The sequence below is a fragment of the Pseudophaeobacter sp. 1A16562 genome, from assembly GCF_041008785.1.
In the GTDB taxonomy this organism is placed as follows: Bacteria; Pseudomonadota; Alphaproteobacteria; order Rhodobacterales; family Rhodobacteraceae; genus Phycobacter; species Phycobacter gallaeciensis_A.
In genome coordinates this window covers 61825-77566 of record NZ_JAXGFT010000008.1, presented here as the reverse complement: position 1 = coordinate 77566, position 15742 = coordinate 61825, and the positions used below count along the sequence as shown (strand labels likewise).

At 61.3% G+C, this 15742-nt stretch carries 17 protein-coding genes; 7 read left to right on the top strand and 10 right to left on the bottom strand.

The features are described from left to right. Positions 1 to 77: 77 nt before the first annotated feature. From SM764_RS12710 to SM764_RS12700, 3 genes are read right to left on the bottom strand one after another with little or no spacing between them, the layout of a single operon-like run. Positions 78 to 3119 carry an efflux RND transporter permease subunit gene (locus tag SM764_RS12710; protein WP_369001940.1) on the bottom strand — a complete coding sequence of 1014 codons (3042 nt, stop codon included), beginning with the start codon at positions 3117 to 3119 and terminating at the stop codon, positions 78 to 80. Positions 3120 to 3129: 10 nt separating this feature from the next. Next, positions 3130 to 4188 (bottom strand): efflux RND transporter periplasmic adaptor subunit, encoded by a 1059-nt coding sequence (locus SM764_RS12705; RefSeq protein WP_274868615.1) that lies wholly within the window; start codon positions 4186 to 4188, stop codon positions 3130 to 3132. Continuing rightward, positions 4185 to 4664, bottom strand: coding sequence for a MarR family winged helix-turn-helix transcriptional regulator (locus SM764_RS12700; RefSeq protein WP_368948225.1), 480 nt, complete (start codon positions 4662 to 4664; stop codon positions 4185 to 4187). Before SM764_RS12700 ends, SM764_RS12705 begins: the two co-directional genes overlap by 4 nt. 225 nt (positions 4665 to 4889) lie before the next feature. Between SM764_RS12700 and SM764_RS12695 the strand changes: the two genes are divergently transcribed. After that, positions 4890 to 6017 carry a beta-ketoacyl-ACP synthase III gene (locus tag SM764_RS12695; protein ID WP_369001939.1) on the top strand — a complete coding sequence of 376 codons (1128 nt, stop codon included), beginning with the start codon at positions 4890 to 4892 and terminating at the stop codon, positions 6015 to 6017. A 74-nt stretch (positions 6018 to 6091) separates the two neighbouring features. Here SM764_RS12695 and SM764_RS12690 read toward each other — a convergent pair whose 3' ends face one another. Continuing rightward, entirely contained in the window at positions 6092 to 6562 is a 471-nt protein-coding gene (locus SM764_RS12690; RefSeq protein WP_065272916.1) for a hypothetical protein, read from the bottom strand. Positions 6563 to 6999: 437 nt separating this feature from the next. Here SM764_RS12690 and SM764_RS12685 point away from each other — a divergent pair, with 437 nt between their 5' ends. Further along, positions 7000 to 7590 carry a thymidine kinase gene (locus SM764_RS12685; RefSeq protein WP_274868612.1) on the top strand — a complete coding sequence of 197 codons (591 nt, stop codon included), beginning with the start codon at positions 7000 to 7002 and terminating at the stop codon, positions 7588 to 7590. Positions 7591 to 7605: 15 nt separating this feature from the next. Here the strand turns inward: SM764_RS12685 and SM764_RS12680 are convergent, their stop codons facing one another. The 5 genes from SM764_RS12680 to SM764_RS12660 all read right to left on the bottom strand — a co-directional run bounded on the left by SM764_RS12680 (position 7606) and on the right by SM764_RS12660 (position 10860). Continuing rightward, complete coding sequence (locus SM764_RS12680) at positions 7606 to 8556, bottom strand: 2-hydroxyacid dehydrogenase (RefSeq protein ID WP_369001938.1); 951 nt, start codon at positions 8554 to 8556, stop codon at positions 7606 to 7608. Positions 8557 to 8559: 3 nt separating this feature from the next. Further along, positions 8560 to 8898, bottom strand: a complete 339-nt coding sequence (locus tag SM764_RS12675; RefSeq protein WP_369001937.1) for a tRNA-binding protein — start codon at positions 8896 to 8898, stop codon at positions 8560 to 8562. Further along, positions 8891 to 9706, bottom strand: coding sequence for a pyrroline-5-carboxylate reductase (gene proC / locus SM764_RS12670; RefSeq protein WP_369001936.1), 816 nt, complete (start codon positions 9704 to 9706; stop codon positions 8891 to 8893). Before proC ends, SM764_RS12675 begins: the two co-directional genes overlap by 8 nt. 43 nt (positions 9707 to 9749) lie before the next feature. Beyond that, positions 9750 to 10250, bottom strand: coding sequence for a type III secretion system chaperone family protein (locus SM764_RS12665; RefSeq protein ID WP_065272911.1), 501 nt, complete (start codon positions 10248 to 10250; stop codon positions 9750 to 9752). Positions 10251 to 10611: 361 nt separating this feature from the next. Continuing rightward, a complete protein-coding gene (locus tag SM764_RS12660) occupies positions 10612 to 10860 on the bottom strand; it encodes an accessory factor UbiK family protein (protein ID WP_065272910.1) in 249 nt (82 codons plus the stop codon). A 97-nt stretch (positions 10861 to 10957) separates the two neighbouring features. On the opposite strand from SM764_RS12660, the gene lgt reads away from it, so the two are divergent. From lgt to SM764_RS12635, 5 genes are all read left to right on the top strand, one after another. Next, a complete protein-coding gene (lgt, locus tag SM764_RS12655; protein WP_369001935.1) occupies positions 10958 to 11857 on the top strand; it encodes a prolipoprotein diacylglyceryl transferase in 900 nt (299 codons plus the stop codon). Continuing rightward, complete coding sequence (locus tag SM764_RS12650) at positions 11854 to 12921, top strand: class I SAM-dependent methyltransferase (protein WP_369001934.1); 1068 nt, start codon at positions 11854 to 11856, stop codon at positions 12919 to 12921. The genes lgt and SM764_RS12650 overlap by 4 nt, the downstream gene beginning before the upstream one ends. Continuing rightward, entirely contained in the window at positions 12918 to 13673 is a 756-nt protein-coding gene (gene pgeF / locus SM764_RS12645) for a peptidoglycan editing factor PgeF (protein WP_369001933.1), read from the top strand. Before SM764_RS12650 ends, pgeF begins: the two co-directional genes overlap by 4 nt. Before the next feature lie 188 nt (positions 13674 to 13861). Next, positions 13862 to 14014, top strand: coding sequence for a hypothetical protein (locus SM764_RS12640; RefSeq protein WP_369001932.1), 153 nt, complete (start codon positions 13862 to 13864; stop codon positions 14012 to 14014). 280 nt (positions 14015 to 14294) lie between these two features. Then, a complete protein-coding gene (locus SM764_RS12635; protein ID WP_065272906.1) occupies positions 14295 to 15059 on the top strand; it encodes a Hint domain-containing protein in 765 nt (254 codons plus the stop codon). Between the two features lie 44 nt (positions 15060 to 15103). Here the strand turns inward: SM764_RS12635 and SM764_RS12630 are convergent, their stop codons facing one another. Further along, on the bottom strand, positions 15104 to 15604 hold the full coding sequence (locus SM764_RS12630) for an Lrp/AsnC family transcriptional regulator (protein ID WP_065272905.1): 501 nt from the start codon (positions 15602 to 15604) through the stop codon (positions 15104 to 15106). Positions 15605 to 15742: the final 138 nt, after the last annotated feature.

Sequence of the window (15742 nt, the reverse complement as noted above, 5' to 3'; positions counted from 1 at the left end):
ACCGGTGCGATCCGCGCAGATGCAAAAAGGCCCCGGAATTATCCGGGGCCTTTTGAGTTTGGTACCAGACCGTCAGGTCAGGCTGCAGAGGCTTCCCGTTTTTCATCGCGTGCAAAGAAGATCAGGTAGAACACCGGCGCCGCCACCAGCGTCAACACGGTGGCAAAGGCCAGACCGCCCATAATCGTGATCGCCATCGACACGAAGAAAGCATCGCTCAGCAGGGGCGCCATGCCAAGGATCGTGGTGATCGCGGCCAGCATCACCGGACGCAAACGCGACACCGACGCTTCGACAATCGCCTCGCGCAGCGGCCGCCCTTCGGCGCGCACCAGATCGATTTCCTCGACCAGGACGATGCCGTTTTTGATCAGCATGCCCGACAGGCTGAGGAGCCCAAGAAGCGCGGTAAAGGTAAAGGGCAGACCGGTGCCCAGAAGCCCGATGACCACGCCGTTGACCGACATCGGCACCAGCAACCAGATGATCACCGGCTGACGGATCGCATTGAACAGCAGGACCGAGATCAGCACCATGATCAGCAGGGACACCGGAAGCTGCGCGCCAAGGCTCTTGTTGGCGTCGGCCGAGCTTTCGTGCTCCCCGCCCCATTCCATCCGGTAGCCCGGCGGCAGGGCGATCTCCTCGATGCTCTTCTGCACCTCCTTGAACACTGTTGCAGCAGTGACATCCGGCGCGATATCCGCCCCCACGGTCAGGGTAAACACCCGGTCGCGGCGATGCATCAGGGTGTTCTGCACCTTGATCTCGACCCCGTCGATCATCTGTTCCAGAGGCATGAAACGGTTCGACGAGGTGGAGAAGACCAGTTGATCCATGATGTTGAACTGATCCTCCGGCGATCTGCGCAGGATGATCGGGATCTGCCGGTCGCGTTCACGGAACATGCCCGCCGTCACCCCGTCGGTGGAGAACTGCAAGGTGCCCGCGATATCCTCGCGGGTGATCCCCGCCGTCTGTGCCCGGTCTGTGGCATAGATCGGTTCCAGCACCAGTTCCTGTTCGCGCCAATTGTGCCGCACGCTCAGGATACTTTCAGAGCCGTCTTTCAGCCGCACCATGGCTTCCTCCCCCAGCTGGCGCAGAACCGCCGGATCGGGACCCGAGAAACGAACCTGAACGGGATCACCGCCGCCTGGGCCAAAGACCAGACGTTTGGTGCGGAATTCCGCCTCGGGGAAATTGCTGCGCCCAAAGGCCTCAAGATCGGCCTGAAGCGCCGGGATTTCCTGCAGGCTGCTCGCGCGGATGATCAGGTGGCCATAGCTGGGGTTCGCCTTTTCCGCCGAATAGGTCAGCATGAAACGGGTCGCCCCCTGCCCCACAAAGGCCGCGGTTGATTCGACATCGGGACGCTCGGCCAACCAGTCTTCGACCCGTTGCAGCTGCGCCGAAGTGGTGTGGATCGAGGTGCCCTGCGGCAGTTTCAGATGCACGAAGAACAGCGGCGTGTTGGAGTCGGGAAAGAACGCCTGTTTGACCTGTCCAAAGCCTATGTAACACACGGTCGTCAGGGCGATCAGCCCTACCACCACCAGCCAGCGCAGTTTCAGTGCCAGACGCAGGCTGGCGCCATAGGCGCGGAAAATCAGCCCGCCGTATTCGTCGCCACCGCCACCAGTGCCGCGTTTGAAGAAATAATGCCCCAGCAACGGCGTCACCGTCAGCGCCAGAAGCCAGCTCAGCAGCAGCGAAATGCCGATCACAGCAAACAGCGAGAAGAGGAATTCACCGGTGGAATCCGGGCTGAGGCCGATACCTGCAAAGGCCATGATCCCGATGACAGTCGCGCCCAGAAGCGGGATCTGCGTCTTGCTGGCGGCCTCATGCGCGGCCTCGCGCGAGTTCTTGCCTCGCAGCATCGAGATCTGCATGCCCTCGGCAACCACGATGGCATTGTCCACTAGCATCCCCATGGCAATGATCAGCGCGCCCAGGGAGATCCGCTCCATCTCGATGCTGAAAAGGTTCATGAACAAGAGCGTCCCGACCACGGTCAGCAGCAAGGTCACGCCGACGACAATGGCCGCGCGCATGCCCATGAACAGCGCCAGAACCACAACCACGATGGCGACGGACATCGCCAGGTTCACCAGGAAGTCATTCGAGGCTTGCTCGACCACCACGTGCTGCTGATAGATCGGCTGCAGCGACACGCCGTAGGGGATGTCACTGTCCAGCTGCGCCAGCTTGGCATCGACGTTCTTGCCCACATCCACGATGTTTTCCGACGCGATACCGGCCACCCCAAGAGTAAAGGCCTCGGCCCCATTGTAGCGCACGATCAGATCGGGATCAGCAACCCGGCCGCGGTGGACCTTGGCCATGTCGATCACGTTGATCACCTCGCCCTGTACCCCAACAGAGAGACCGGCGATTTCCGAAACACTGTCCGATCCTTGCGGCGCCAGAAGCCGGGTGTCGGCATCGCCCGCATCCAGTTTGCCCGCCGGGCGAACCGAGTTGGAGGTGGCGATGGCATTGGCAATCGCCGTCAGTGGTACATTCAAGTTGACCGAAATCGGCAGGTCGGGTTCGACATAGATCGCTTCGTCCGGCAGGCCGGAGACATCTACATCGGCAACCCCATCAACCGTCAGCAGCTCCCGCCGCAGGAAAGTTGCCAGTTCATGCTTTTCCGCATCGCTGAATCCGTCTGCGGTGACGGCATAGAACAGGCCGAACACATCCCCGAAGGCATCGTTCACGAAGGGCTGACTTGTGCCTTCGGGCAGGGACAGGGCCGCATCGCGGATCTTCGCGCGCAGTTTGGTCCAGACGGCGGGAAGCTCGCTGCCGTCATAGGTCGATTTGATTTCAACTTCGATCAGGGATTGGCCCGGCTGGTTGATCGAGGTGATGATATCGACCTCGGCCATTTTCTGGATCGCAGACTCCAGCGGTTCAGAGACCTCCAGCGCCACCTGCTCTGCCGTGGCGCCCTGATACTGGGTCACGATGACAGCCTGTTTGATGGTAAAGGCCGGATCCTCAAGCCGTCCCAGCGACAGGAAACCCCAGATGCCCCCGAACAGGGCGATCAACATGATCAGCCATGTATAAAGCGGTTTTTCGATTGAGCCGCGTGCAATATCCATCTGCCCGCCCTCAGTTCGCGAAACCGGCAAAGCGGCGTACCGCCTGCCCGTCCGACAGGGCGGTGCCGCCCGCCAGAACCACCTCTTCACCGCCAGTCAGACCTTCGGTGACGGTGAAATCGCCATCCTGCGTCGGCGTCACAGTGACAGGCCGCCAGGCGACCGTGCCATTGTCGGCCCCGGTGGGGCTAAAGACCATCACACCAGTCTGCCCTTCAGGGGACACCACGATGGCCGTTGCCGGCAGGCGGATCGCCGCAGCGCCGGTATTGACCAGCACCCGCACTGAAACCGAGGCCCCGGGCAGGATCTGCCGATCCTTAGGAGGCGCCAGACGGAAGGTCACCCGGTAGGTCTGCCCAACGCTGCTGGCCTCGGCATCGAATTCGAGGATTTCAACCGGATAGGTGGCGTCCCAGCCCGGGAAGGAGGCCGTGATATCGACCTTTTCATCTGCATTTGCCTGCTGAAACAGGATTTCAGGCACATCCACCTTGATGTGCAGTTCAGACATATCGTGCAGCCGGACGATGGGCGTCCCGGCGCTGACCGTGGTGAATTTCTCGACCTCGCGGCTGGAGACCAGCGCATCGAAGGGCGCCGTCAGCGTCGCATGCTGCAAGGCGTATTCCGCATCCCGCAGGGCGACCCCGGCCAGACCAGCCTGGGTTTCCGCATCATCGATGGACACCTGGCTGACCGTCCCGGTCAGTTTCTCCATCCGTGCCACCGTGCGGTCCGCCTGCGCCTTTTGCAGCCGGGCCTGTTCCAGTTTCAGCTCAAAAGGTTCCAGATCCAGTTGCGCAACAAGCTGCCCTTCGGGCACCACGGTGCCCTGCGCCACCGGAAACTCCAGCACCTGACCGCCCACTTGAAAGGCAAGGTCGACGGATTGTTTCGCCGCCACCTGACCAAAGAACTGGCGCTCAACCAACACGCTGCCCGCCTGCGTTTTCAGCAGCTTGACCGGTTTGGCCGTCTCTTGCGCCGCCAGCGGCCCTACCTGCACCAGGGCCGAGAGGGCGAGCGCGGGCAGGATCAGCCGTGACACTCGGTGGAAGATTTTCATTCTCTGTCTCCTTTCGGATCCGGGCATCCCAGCGGGGCGCCGTTTCCTGTACTCGTATCATGTATTTTTTCACATAGCGCCGCGAACTGCGCGATCTCGTCCGTTGAAAGGCCAGAGACCTGGCGGAACAGTCGGCGGGCCTCCTCGTCCAGCTGGCTCCGCACGGCGCGGCCCTGGTCAGTCAGATGCAGTAACAGCGCCCGCCGGTCGTCCGGATCGGGCAGCCGCTGCACAAGACCCATCTCCTCAAGCCGATCCGCTGCCGCGGTGACGGACGGGGGGCCGGTCAGCAACAGTTGTGCCAGCGCCCCCATGCGCCGGGGCCGGTCCAGCCGGATCAGGATCCGGCTTTCCAACCGCCCGATCCGCGGCGCCTGATCCATACGCTCAACCGCATCGTCCAGCATCCAGTAGAGCGCGTAAACGCCCATAAGAGACCGGATTTCCGGCGATAGCTGCAAGGTGTCATCGGTCATGAGGCAGGCCCGGTTGCAAATAGGGTGTGCACCAGCGGATCGCCGTGGTGCGGGATTCGCAGTAGATTACTTCAGTGGATGAACTTTTCATGTGAAGAAGTTCACATTCCCCGAACACTGCCCCACTGTTCCTGCTTGCCCCTGCGGCAGCTTGCGGCTGACCTTGACCTTCCGCACGCAAAATGCCCAGATATACGGCACTTTGCGAACTCGGGATCCGTTACCATGCACACAGCCGCCATAACCGGCACCGGGGTCTTCACCCCGTCTCAGATCATCACCAATGCCGAGCTGGTCGTGGCGTTCAACGCCTACGCCGACCGCATGAACGAAAAGAACGCCGAGGCCATCGCAGCGGGCGAAATGGCCCCGATGCAGCACTCTTCGGAAGAGTTCATCGTCAAGGCCTCTGGCATCGAGCAGCGCTATGTGATGGACAAGACGGGAATTCTCGACCCCGAGGTCATGCACCCGCTGCTGCGCCAGCGCAGCGATGACGAACCGGGCATCATGGCGGAAATGGCCGTCGATGCGGCGACCAAGGCTCTGGCACAGGCAGGCAAGACCGCGGGCGACGTAGACGCCGTGATCTGTGCGGCCTCCAATATGGAACGCCCCTACCCCGCGGTGGCGATCGAGATCCAGAAACTCCTCGGCATCGACGGATTTGCCTTCGACATGAACGTCGCCTGTTCCTCGGCCACGTTTGGCCTGCAGGTGGCCGCGGATATGATCCGCTCGGGCAGCATCCGCTCGGCGCTGGTGGTAAACCCCGAAATCTGCTCGGGGCATCTGGAGTGGCGCGACCGTGACTGCCACTTCATCTTTGGCGATGTGGCGACCGCAACGCTGGTTGAACGGATCGAAGACGCCAAGGGGCCGCATTTCGAAATCCTATCGACCCGCTGTGCCACCGAATTTTCCAACAATATCCGCAACAACAACGGCTTCTTGCGCCGCTCGCGCCCCGACGGGGTGGCGGACCGCCGCGACATGCAGTTCATGCAGAATGGCCGCAAGGTGTTCAAGGAAGTGCTGCCCATGGTCAGCGAGCACATCAGCAGCCATCTGGCTGGCAGTGGCATCGCCAATGACGATCTGAAGCGCCTGTGGCTGCATCAGGCGAACAAGGCGATGAATGATTTCATTGGCAAAAAGGTTCTGGGCCGCACTCCCGAGCCCGGCGAACAGCCCAATATCCTGCAGGACTATGCCAATACATCATCGGCAGGCTCGATCATCGCCTTTGCGCAGAATTCCGATGACATGGCCGACCAGGAAATTGGCCTGATCTGTTCCTTCGGCGCCGGCTATTCGGTCGGCTCGGCGATCCTGCGCCGCCATATGGGCTGAAAACGGAAAAGGCCCCGCAGTCCGTCGGGGCCTACCAGCGGGACTACTGCCCCGCAATGAAACGTCCGAGAGCGTCAGTTGCTCTCTTCTTCGAGATGCAATTTCATATCCAGCAGGACCTGCTGCAACAGGACCGTTTCCCGCAGCAACCGCTTGGCCTCATTGACGGTGATGATGCCATCAGCGATGGCTTCCTGATATTCGCTCATCAGGGTTGCAAACCGCTGGCTCAGCGCGATCACGTCGGCATTCACCCCGCCTGTGCGCCCAACACTTTCCACGCCCGAATCGTCGGAGTGATTATAGGACAGCGTGATATTCTTCAGATCCGCGAGCGCCGAGGTCACATGCGGAAAAGAAGCAGCCCCCTCCAGCTTGGCCACGGAATCCACCGGCATGAACCGTTCCGTATGTTCGGCATTGTCTGAATAGTAACGACCCAATGTCGCCTTGGACTTGCCTGTAATCTGACAGGCGGCCTCTATGCCAACGTCCTTAACCAGCGCTTCGGTATGCTTTTTCAGGTACCTGCCGATCTCTGCCATGTAAATCTTGCCTCATAAGCCGCCCCGGGGCGGGGAATGAACTTGTTAATTTCCCATGAAGTCCTTTTAAACGAATTGCAATACTAGCGCCATCCCTTGGGTTTTCAGGGATTTAACGAGTGGCCCAGATGCTATTGTGCATCTTTGTTTGGGGTTGAAGCAAACTTTGTGAGTGAGGTTGCGCTTCAATATGAGTGGGAGAGGTCAAGCATCCGTTTCGGGTGTACGACATATCCTTCTTTAGGCGTCCTCCCCAGTGGCGCGTGCCTGTATCCATCCCTAGGGTCTATTTCGACCCGGACTGGTCGGGCTACTGTGGGGGGGCGTATTTTGGACATTAGGGTTCGAATCTTGTGATCCGCACTGCCCTCTGCATCCCCACGATCCGGGATTATTTTGCGGTTCACTCAGCCATTGCCAAAGGGTAAACCGCACGCATGGCAAAGCTCTATTTCAACTACTCCACCATGAACGCCGGTAAATCCGCCGTGCTGCTTCAGGCCTCGCACAACTACCGCGAAAACAACATGGACACCTACCTTCTGACCGCACGTGTCGATGATCGGGCAGGCAAGGGCCGGATTGCTTCGCGGATTGGCATCAGCGCCGAGGCCGATGTGTTCAGTGCGGGCGAGGATCTGTTCGCAAAAATCAAATTACGACTATCACGAGGCAGCGTTGCCAGTATTTTTGTGGACGAAGCACAATTCCTATCGCCAGATCAGGTCTGGCAACTGGCTCGTGTGGTCGATGATCTGGGGGTGCCGGTTCTGTGCTACGGGCTGCGGGTAGATTTTCAGGGCAACCTGTTTCCCGGATCCGCCACCCTCTTGGCGCTAGCCGATGAAATGCGCGAGGTGCGAACCATCTGCCATTGCGGCAAGAAGGCCACCATGGTGATCCGACAGGACGATCAGGGCCGTGCGATCACCACGGGTGATCAGGTGCAGATCGGCGGCAATGAAACTTATGTCTCGCTCTGCCGCCGTCACTGGCGCGAAGCGGTTGGGGACGGTTCCAAAACCTGACCGCCCCCGATTGGTTCAGACCGGGTTGGGCAGTTCCCGCCCGGCGATAAAGGCCGCGACATTGTCCAGAACCATATGCCCCATGTTGCTGCGCACCTCCTCAGTAGCGGTGCCCAGATGTGGCAGCAGGGTCACGGTATCAAGCGCCCGCAGCGCCTCGGGCACCTCGGGCTCGAATTCATAGACATCAAGGCCTCCCCCGGCGATGCGTTTTTCGCGCAGGGCAGCGATCAGAGCCGCTTCCTTCACGATCTCGCCGCGGGCAATATTGATCAGATGCGCATGAGGCTGCATCGCCGCAAGCACCGCTTCATCCACCATATGCCAGGTGTCGGCGCCACCGGGCACGGCAACCACTAGGAAATCGACCTGCGCGGCCATCTCTGACAGGTTGGCGCAACGGGAGACAGGGAAACCCGGATCCTTGTCGCTGCGGGCGGTGTAGAGGACCTTCATGCCAAATCCGAAATGGCAGCGCTGCCCGATGGCGGCCCCGATGCGGCCAAGGCCGACGATGCCGACGGTCTTGCCCGTAACATGCTGACCCAGCATCTGGGTCGGGTGCCAGCCTTCCCAGCTGCCATCGCGCACGAGCCGCTCCCCCTCGCCTGCGCGGCGGGCCGACATCAGCAGCAAGGTCATCGCGATATCGGCAGTCGCATCGGTGACCGCGCCCGGCGTGTTTGTCACAGCAACACCGGCGGCCCGGGCGGCCTCTACGTCAATATGGTTGTAGCCAACGCCGAAGTTCGCCAGCAGCCGACACCGCGGCGCAGGCACCGCGGCAAAGATCTCGGCATCGAACCGGTCGCCCAGCGTCGGCATGACCACGTCATAATCCCGCAAGGCACGCTGCATTTCCGCGCGACTCAGCACGCCCGTATCGGGGCGGATATCCACATCGAACTCTTCCCGCGCGCGCGCCTCGACAGCCGCTGTCATCGGCCGGGTAATCCAAAGTTTCATCGCTCAGTGCATCCTTCCGCCCAATGGCACCGGACCATCCGGCCCGATCAGCCGGATCTCCCCGGCCTCATCCGGCAGGCCAAGCACCAGAACCTCGGACATGAACTTGCCGATCTGGCGCGGCGGGAAATTGACCACCGCCACCACCTGTTTTCCCACAAGCGTTTCCGGCGTGTAATGCGCGGTCACCTGGGCCGAGGTTTTCTTCTCACCGATGTCATCGCCGAAATCGATCCACATCTTGATCGCCGGTATGCGCGCCTCCGGGTAGGGTTCTGCCCGCACCACGGTGCCGACGCGGATATCGACCTTCAGGAAATCATCAAAGGAAATCTCAGCCACCGGACAGCTCCTTGGATCGGTTTGCAGCAGCCGCAACAGCCTGGTTCAGCAGGGGCGGGAAACCGCTGTCCTTGTCCATCAGCACCTCAAGCGCCGCCTGGGTGGTGCCATTGGGGCTGGTCACGTTCACCCGCAACTGGGCGGGATCTTCCGCGGCCGCCTCGGCCAGCGCCCCTGCGCCCGCCACGGTGGCCTTGGCCAATTTCATCGCCAGATCGGCGGGCAGCCCCTGCGCCTCACCTGCGGCGGCCAGTGTTTCGATCAGGTGGAACACATAGGCAGGCCCGGAGCCGCTGACGCCGGTGACCGCATCCATCTGATCCTCGGACTGCAGCCGCACCGTCTGGCCGATCGCGGACAAGAGGGTTTCGGCCAGATCCATATCGGCGCCGCTGCTGCGCCCGTTGCCGATCAGGGCAGTGATGCCGCGCCCGATGGCGGCGGGTGTGTTGGGCATGGCGCGCACGATGGGGGTCTTCTCTCCCAGCATCGCCTCGTAGCTGGCACATGAGATGCCGGCGGCAACCGAGATGAACAGGGTATCGCCATTGCCCAGCGCCTGAAGCCCCGGCAGCGCATCGCCCATCATCTGTGGCTTTACCGCGATCAATACGATGGCCGGGTTCTGCGGCAGTCCGCCGTTGATGGTCACGCCGGTCTGTTTCAGCCAGTCCGAAGGATAGGGGTCCAGAACCCAGACCGAAGTTGCGGGCAATCCGCCGTCCAACCACCCGGCCAACATCGCCGAGCCCATCTTGCCGCATCCCAAAAGGACCAGCCCGCGATCCGCGATATCCGTCATGTCCATTGTCCCTGCCCCTGTGCTGTTACATCAGTTTCAGGGCACAGGTTTACGCGCGGCCATAAGCCTCTGCAATGGCGACCTGAAGAGATTCCTGAGGCGTGCGCCCGGCCCAGGTGGTCAGTTGAATGGCCGGGTAGTAGCGTTCGCAATTCGACACCGCCGCCTGGATCATCGCGTCAATCTGCTCGGCGCTTGCCGATTGGCCGCCCGACAGGATCAGACCATAGCGATAAAGCATCAGCTTGTGCTCGGCCCAATAGGTAAAGGCCCCGGCCCAGCACTGATCGTTCATCCGGTTGAGAAGGTCATACAGCAGCGGCAGCTTGTCCTCGGGCGGATCCATTTCGAAACTGCAGACCAGCCGCAGCGTTTCCTCGTATCCCGACCAGGCCAGCGTCACCGAATAGGTGCGCCACTGCCCTTCGACGGCCATGGCGATCTGATCATCTCCGATCCGGTCAAAATCCCAGTCATGATGGGAGGCAACGTTCTCAACGATGTCTATGGGATGGATGTCGTCTTCCAGATGATGCTCGGATAGGGCCATGATGCCACCTCTCTGGTATCTAGCATACGCACCTCTTCGGGTCCGCTAGAGCTAGCTTTGCGCTCAAAGGACCGGGGAGGCATCCCCGCTCCCATACTAGATATGGTGGACACCCGGATAGGCGCTGGCAACCCTTTATTTGGGGATATCTGCAATAAGTTGTGGATGAAGCGGAAAGCCACCCAAAATATCGGCAAAGCTGTGGATAAGGTCCCGGGCGCAAATCAGGTGGCCCAATCAGGGCGCCGCGCTATTTGGCCGTTACTCCCGGGACGTGCCGCCTGCACCGGACCCAAGCGGGCTTTTCGCCCGCGCAGGCGCATGCGTATTCTGGATGGGTCCGGTCTTTAATCTTCAGTCATCAGTTTTTGGCAGAGGCCTCAAGCGCATCGAGGCGGGCTTTCAGCGCTTCGTTTTCTTCGCGGGCCTTCTGCGCCATGGCGCGCACCGCGTCAAATTCTTCGCGTGTCACGAAATCACGGTCGGCCAGCCAGCGGTCGATCATGCTCTTCATCGCGGTTTCAGCTTCTTCGCGTGCACCATGGGCCACGCCCATTGCATTGGTCATCAGCTGGGAAATATCGTCGAGGATCTTGTTGCGGCTCTGCATCGTCTTCTCCGTATCAGGCTTATGCCCTATATGGGCAACCAAAGGGCCGCGGGCAAGCCGTTGACTTCCCTTCCAGAGCAAAGGCATTCAGTCGCACATGCACGCAATGATCCAATTCCCCGACCTGTCGCCCGAAATCTTCTCGATCACCATCGGATCTTTTGAGTTCGCGCTGCGCTGGTACGCGCTGGCCTATATCGTCGGGATCCTGATCGCCTGGCGGTTGGCAGTGGCGGCTCTGCGACAGCCCGCACTCTGGCCCGTAAGCCAGCCACCGATGCGTCCGCAGCAGGTCGAGGATCTGCTGACCTGGATCATCATTGGCGTGATCCTTGGCGGGCGGCTGGGGTTCGTTTTGTTCTACCAGCCGGGATACTACCTCTCCAACCCCGCCGCGATCCTGCGGATCTGGGAAGGCGGCATGGCCTTTCACGGCGGGCTGATCGGCGTGGTGCTGGCGGCCTGGATCTTTGCGCTGCGCCACGGTGTACCCCGGCTGCAGATGGCCGATCTGGTGGCCGTCAGCGTGCCGCCCGGGCTGATGCTGGGACGGTTGGCCAATTTCATCAATGCGGAACTCTGGGGGCGGCCAACGGATCTGCCCTGGGGCGTCTCCTTTCCGGGACAGGCCGCGCAGGACTGTGGGCAGGCCCTTGGCGAAATTTGCGCGCGGCACCCGTCGCAGCTTTATGAGGCGCTACTGGAAGGCGCGCTGCTGGCGACATTGCTGCTCTGGCTGGCCTGGCGGCGCAGGGCCTTTCACCGGCCCGGATTGGTGCTGGGGCTGTTTCTGGCGGGCTATGGCATGGCGCGGTTCCTGGTGGAATTCGCCCGTCAGCCCGATGCGCAGTTCGTGACCCCCGGCAATCCGCTCGGCCTTGCCTGGCATGTCGGCGGCTACGGGCTGACCATGGGACAGCTTCTGTCGCTGCCGATGATCGCGCTAGGACTGGTCTTTGCCATCGCCGCCCTGCGCCGCCAGAGGATCACGGCATGAGCCTGCTGGATCACCTGATTGCCCGCATCGATGTCGACGGGCCGATGAGCCTGGCCGATTACATGGCCGAGTGCCTGCTGAACCCCCGCTTTGGCTATTATACCACCCGCGATCCGCTGGGCGCTGCCGGGGATTTCACCACGGCGCCGGAAATCAGCCAGATGTTCGGTGAGCTGCTGGGCCTGTGTCTGGCGCAAAGCTGGCTGGATCAGGGCGCGCCTGCGCCGTTCACTCTGGCCGAGCTTGGCCCTGGCCGTGGCACCCTGATGGCGGATCTGTTGCGCGCCACTCGCGCGGTGCCCGGTTTCCACGCCGCGCTGGAGCTGCATCTGGTGGAGGCCTCCCCCACCCTGCGCGAGGCGCAGGCCAAGTCGCTAACAGGGTTTGAACCGATCTGGCACGACACCATCGACAGCCTGCCACAGCAGCCGCTATTTCTGGTGGCCAATGAATTCTTTGACGCCTTGCCCGTGCGCCAGTTCCTGCGCGATGGTACCGGCTGGCGCGAAAAACGCATCGGCATGCAGAACGGCACGCTGACCTTTGGCCTTGGCCCGTTGACCGAACAGCCCGCGCTCAGCCACCGGCTTGCGGACACCCGCGAGGGCGACCTTGTCGAACTCTGCGAAGGCGCGGCCCCTATCACCGCTGCAATTGCTACACGTATCGCAGCGCATGGTGGCGCGGCGCTGATCGTGGACTATGGCGACTGGCGCTCGCTTGGCGACACGCTGCAAGCGCTGCGCGATCATGCGCCCTGTGATCCGCTGGAGGCACCCGGCTGCGCAGACCTGACCACCCATGTGGATTTTGAGGTTCTGACACAGGCGGCACAGGCGCACGGCTGCGCGGCCACGCGGCTGAACCTGCAGGGCGTGTTTCTGGAGCGGCTGGGCATCACCGACCGCGCCCGCGCCCTTGCCGCACCGCTAGAGGGCGATGCACTCGACAATTTGATCGCCGCACATCGGCGGTTGACGCACCCCGAGGAAATGGGAAACCTGTTCAAGGTGCTGGGTCTCTACCCCGGCAACGCGACACCACCACCGGGGCTTCAGTCATGACGCTGGAAATACTGACATCGGATCTTCTTGGCCCCGTGCGGCATGGTTTTTTTACCCGCCGGGGCGGAGCATCCTCCGGCATTTTCGAGGGACTGAACTGCGGGCTTGGATCTTCGGACCAGCGTGAAGCGGTCGAACTGAACCGCGCCCGCGTTGCTGCCGCAATGGAGGTCGCCCCGGAGAGGCTGGCCCGGGTCAATCAGGTGCATTCCCCCGACGTCGCGGTAATCGAAGAGGTTGGCAACAGCCCGGACAGAGCCGATGCCATGGTTACCCGCACACCCGGGGTCGCCCTTTCTATCCTGACAGCAGATTGCCAGCCGGTGTTGTTTGCTGACCCCGAGGCCGGAGTGATCGGCGCCGCCCATGCCGGCTGGCGCGGGGCGCTGGACGGGGTGCTTTCCGCGACGGTGGAGGCGATGGTGGATCTAGGCGCAACCCGCAGCAATATCCTTGCCGTCATCGGCCCGACCATTTCGCAGCGCGCCTATGAGGTCGGGCCCGAATTCTTCGACGACTTCATGGCCGAGAACCCGGAGAACGCGCGCTTCTTTGCCAATGGCGAAGGCGACCGCTTGCTGTTCGACCTGCCCGGCCTTGGCCTGCATAAACTGCGCAGCGCCGGGGTTGCGGAGGCGGAATGGACCGGCCACTGCACCTATAGCGATCCAAAGCGATTTTATTCCTATCGGCGTGCCACCCACGAAAAACAGGCTGATTATGGCAGGCTGATTGCCTGTATCCGCCTGTAGGAAAAAGAAAACACACGCGTCCCCGATCCCTTTTGAAAATTCCCGGAGATCCCCGGCAGCCGGATTGTGACCGCCCCGGCCCCGCTTTGCCGGGGCTTTTCCATGCCCGCGCCACAATAACGTCGCATTGATTACCGATACCTGCGCTCAGACAGACATCGTTCAGAATGGACCCGGCAGGAGCAATAATGACAGCACGAACCCGTTTTATCGCTTCCATTGTTGCAACTGCCAAAAGCGAGAAAAGCAAATTGCCCTGGCACCGCGGCGTGGCGCGATGTGCATCAATAGAGCGCCGCCGCAGCACCCGCAGTGACCCGAAGGCGTTGAAAAGCGCCTGAGTTAGGGCGGAAAACTTGCCTTAACTTCCCGGCGGATTGCAGCCTCTGGACGTCTTCCCTGTGTTCAGAAAATGCAAAGAAAGACCGGCCTGGGCAGGATGCGGGGCGCGGGGTTCTTCCGTGTAGAGGTTTGCTTAAACTCTTGCGGTCACCTTCCCGCCCAGTCCGGCACTCCGGTCCGGCGCAGGTGCAAAAACGACGGTGCCTGATCAAACAGTCCGAATGCCCCGCAGCCGCGGGGCTGTGGTTCCGAAGTCGAATTGAGAAAGGCCCTGACGCTATGAACACGCCTCACTCGCTGCACCAGGCCGCTGCATCGGCAGCCGAAGCCACTGCCCTGCTTCAGGATCCCGCCGCGCTGCGCATGGTCACCAAACCGCAGTTGCGCCGGTTCGAGGTCAGCGCCCTTTTGTCCAACGGAACCGTCGCGGAAACCCGTCACATCGCGCCGGCCCTGCCACTGTTCGAAAACGCCTTTTGTGCCTTTACCCGCGGAACGCTGGTGCAGACCGATATGGGCCCCGTCGCCATTGAGGACCTCTGGCCCGGTGACATGATCGCAACGCAAACCGGGGAATATCAGCCGTTGATCTGGAAAGGTTCCACCAGCCTGGTTCCAGCGCGCGCTGATTCCAAGGGACAGACCCATCCGCTCACCAGCTTCATGGCTGACAGTTTTGGAATGCAAAAACCCATGTCCTGCGTCGTGGCCGGTCCCGCCGCGCGGCTGCTGTGCACGCCGCCGCATATGCGCCGGGATGCAAGTGACAAGAAGTTGCTGACTCCGGTTCAGGATTTCCAGGACGGCATGAATATCTTTGAAACCTCACCGCCGACCGTGGTTGATATGTTCCATCTCTGCCTGCCGCAGCACGCGGTCATTCAGGTGGGGGGGCTGGAATTTGAAACTTATCATCCCGGGCCGAATGCGTTGAAACTGGTCAGCTATCCGATCAAGACGCTGTTCCTAAATCTCTTCAGCCACGCAGATGCGATTGCGGATTTCGGCCCGCTGGCCTTTGAGCGCGCGGACGCCGCTATCTGAACAACCTGTCAGCATCCCCTGCCGACGACCTGGCACAGGTCCGGTCAGGGTTCCAGCGCCAGACGGTCTTCGAGAACGTCGAACGGCACGCCCGGCTCGTCCTTGGCACCGCGGATCACCAACGATGTCTTGACGCTTGCCACGTTCGGCGTGGTCAGCAACTCTCCGGTCAGGAAACTCTGAAAGGTGCTGAGATCGGGTGAGACGCATTTGAGGATGAAATCCACCTCGCCATTCAGCATGTGACACTCGCGCACCAGCGGCCAGCCGCGGCATTTCTCCTCGAATGCGCTCAGCTCTGCCTCGGCCTGGCTTTCCAGCCCCACCATGGCAAAGACCTGAACCTCAAAGCCAAGCTCCCGGCTGTTGACCTCGGCATGATAGCCCCGGATCAGGCCTGCTTCCTCCAATGCACGCACTCGGCGCAGGCAGGGCGGCGCGGAAATTCCGACGCGTTTGGCCAGTTCTACGTTGGTCATGCGCCCATCGGCCTGCAGTTCCGACAAAATCTTGCGATCGATCGGATCAAGGCGTGTAGTGACCATTGTGGAAGCTCCCGTCAGTTTGCGTTTCTTATATCAGCGCCGCGAAAGCGCGCAATATTATTTCACTGCGCCGCAATAATCTTTGCCCTCCGCAAGATCAAGCTGCCTCGGATAACAGCTGCGTCACGAAGGTGATGC

Bases quoted from the DNA above. Each gene is read 5' to 3' on its own strand.
- SM764_RS12710 (WP_369001940.1), bottom strand. From the start codon at position 3,119: ATGGATATTGCACGCGGCTCAATCGAAAAACCGCTTTATACATGGCTG.
- SM764_RS12705 (WP_274868615.1), bottom strand. From the start codon at position 4,188: ATGAAAATCTTCCACCGAGTGTCACGGCTGATCCTGCCCGCGCTCGCC.
- SM764_RS12700 (WP_368948225.1), bottom strand. From the start codon at position 4,664: ATGACCGATGACACCTTGCAGCTATCGCCGGAAATCCGGTCTCTTATG.
- SM764_RS12695 (WP_369001939.1), top strand. From the start codon at position 4,890: ATGCACACAGCCGCCATAACCGGCACCGGGGTCTTCACCCCGTCTCAG.
- SM764_RS12690 (WP_065272916.1), bottom strand. From the start codon at position 6,562: ATGGCAGAGATCGGCAGGTACCTGAAAAAGCATACCGAAGCGCTGGTT.
- SM764_RS12685 (WP_274868612.1), top strand. From the start codon at position 7,000: ATGGCAAAGCTCTATTTCAACTACTCCACCATGAACGCCGGTAAATCC.
- SM764_RS12680 (WP_369001938.1), bottom strand. From the start codon at position 8,556: ATGAAACTTTGGATTACCCGGCCGATGACAGCGGCTGTCGAGGCGCGC.
- proC (WP_369001936.1), bottom strand. From the start codon at position 9,706: ATGGACATGACGGATATCGCGGATCGCGGGCTGGTCCTTTTGGGATGC.
- SM764_RS12665 (WP_065272911.1), bottom strand. From the start codon at position 10,250: ATGGCCCTATCCGAGCATCATCTGGAAGACGACATCCATCCCATAGAC.
- SM764_RS12660 (WP_065272910.1), bottom strand. From the start codon at position 10,860: ATGCAGAGCCGCAACAAGATCCTCGACGATATTTCCCAGCTGATGACC.
- lgt (WP_369001935.1), top strand. From the start codon at position 10,958: ATGCACGCAATGATCCAATTCCCCGACCTGTCGCCCGAAATCTTCTCG.
- SM764_RS12650 (WP_369001934.1), top strand. From the start codon at position 11,854: ATGAGCCTGCTGGATCACCTGATTGCCCGCATCGATGTCGACGGGCCG.
- pgeF (WP_369001933.1), top strand. From the start codon at position 12,918: ATGACGCTGGAAATACTGACATCGGATCTTCTTGGCCCCGTGCGGCAT.
- SM764_RS12640 (WP_369001932.1), top strand. From the start codon at position 13,862: ATGACAGCACGAACCCGTTTTATCGCTTCCATTGTTGCAACTGCCAAA.
- SM764_RS12635 (WP_065272906.1), top strand. From the start codon at position 14,295: ATGAACACGCCTCACTCGCTGCACCAGGCCGCTGCATCGGCAGCCGAA.
- SM764_RS12630 (WP_065272905.1), bottom strand. From the start codon at position 15,604: ATGGTCACTACACGCCTTGATCCGATCGATCGCAAGATTTTGTCGGAA.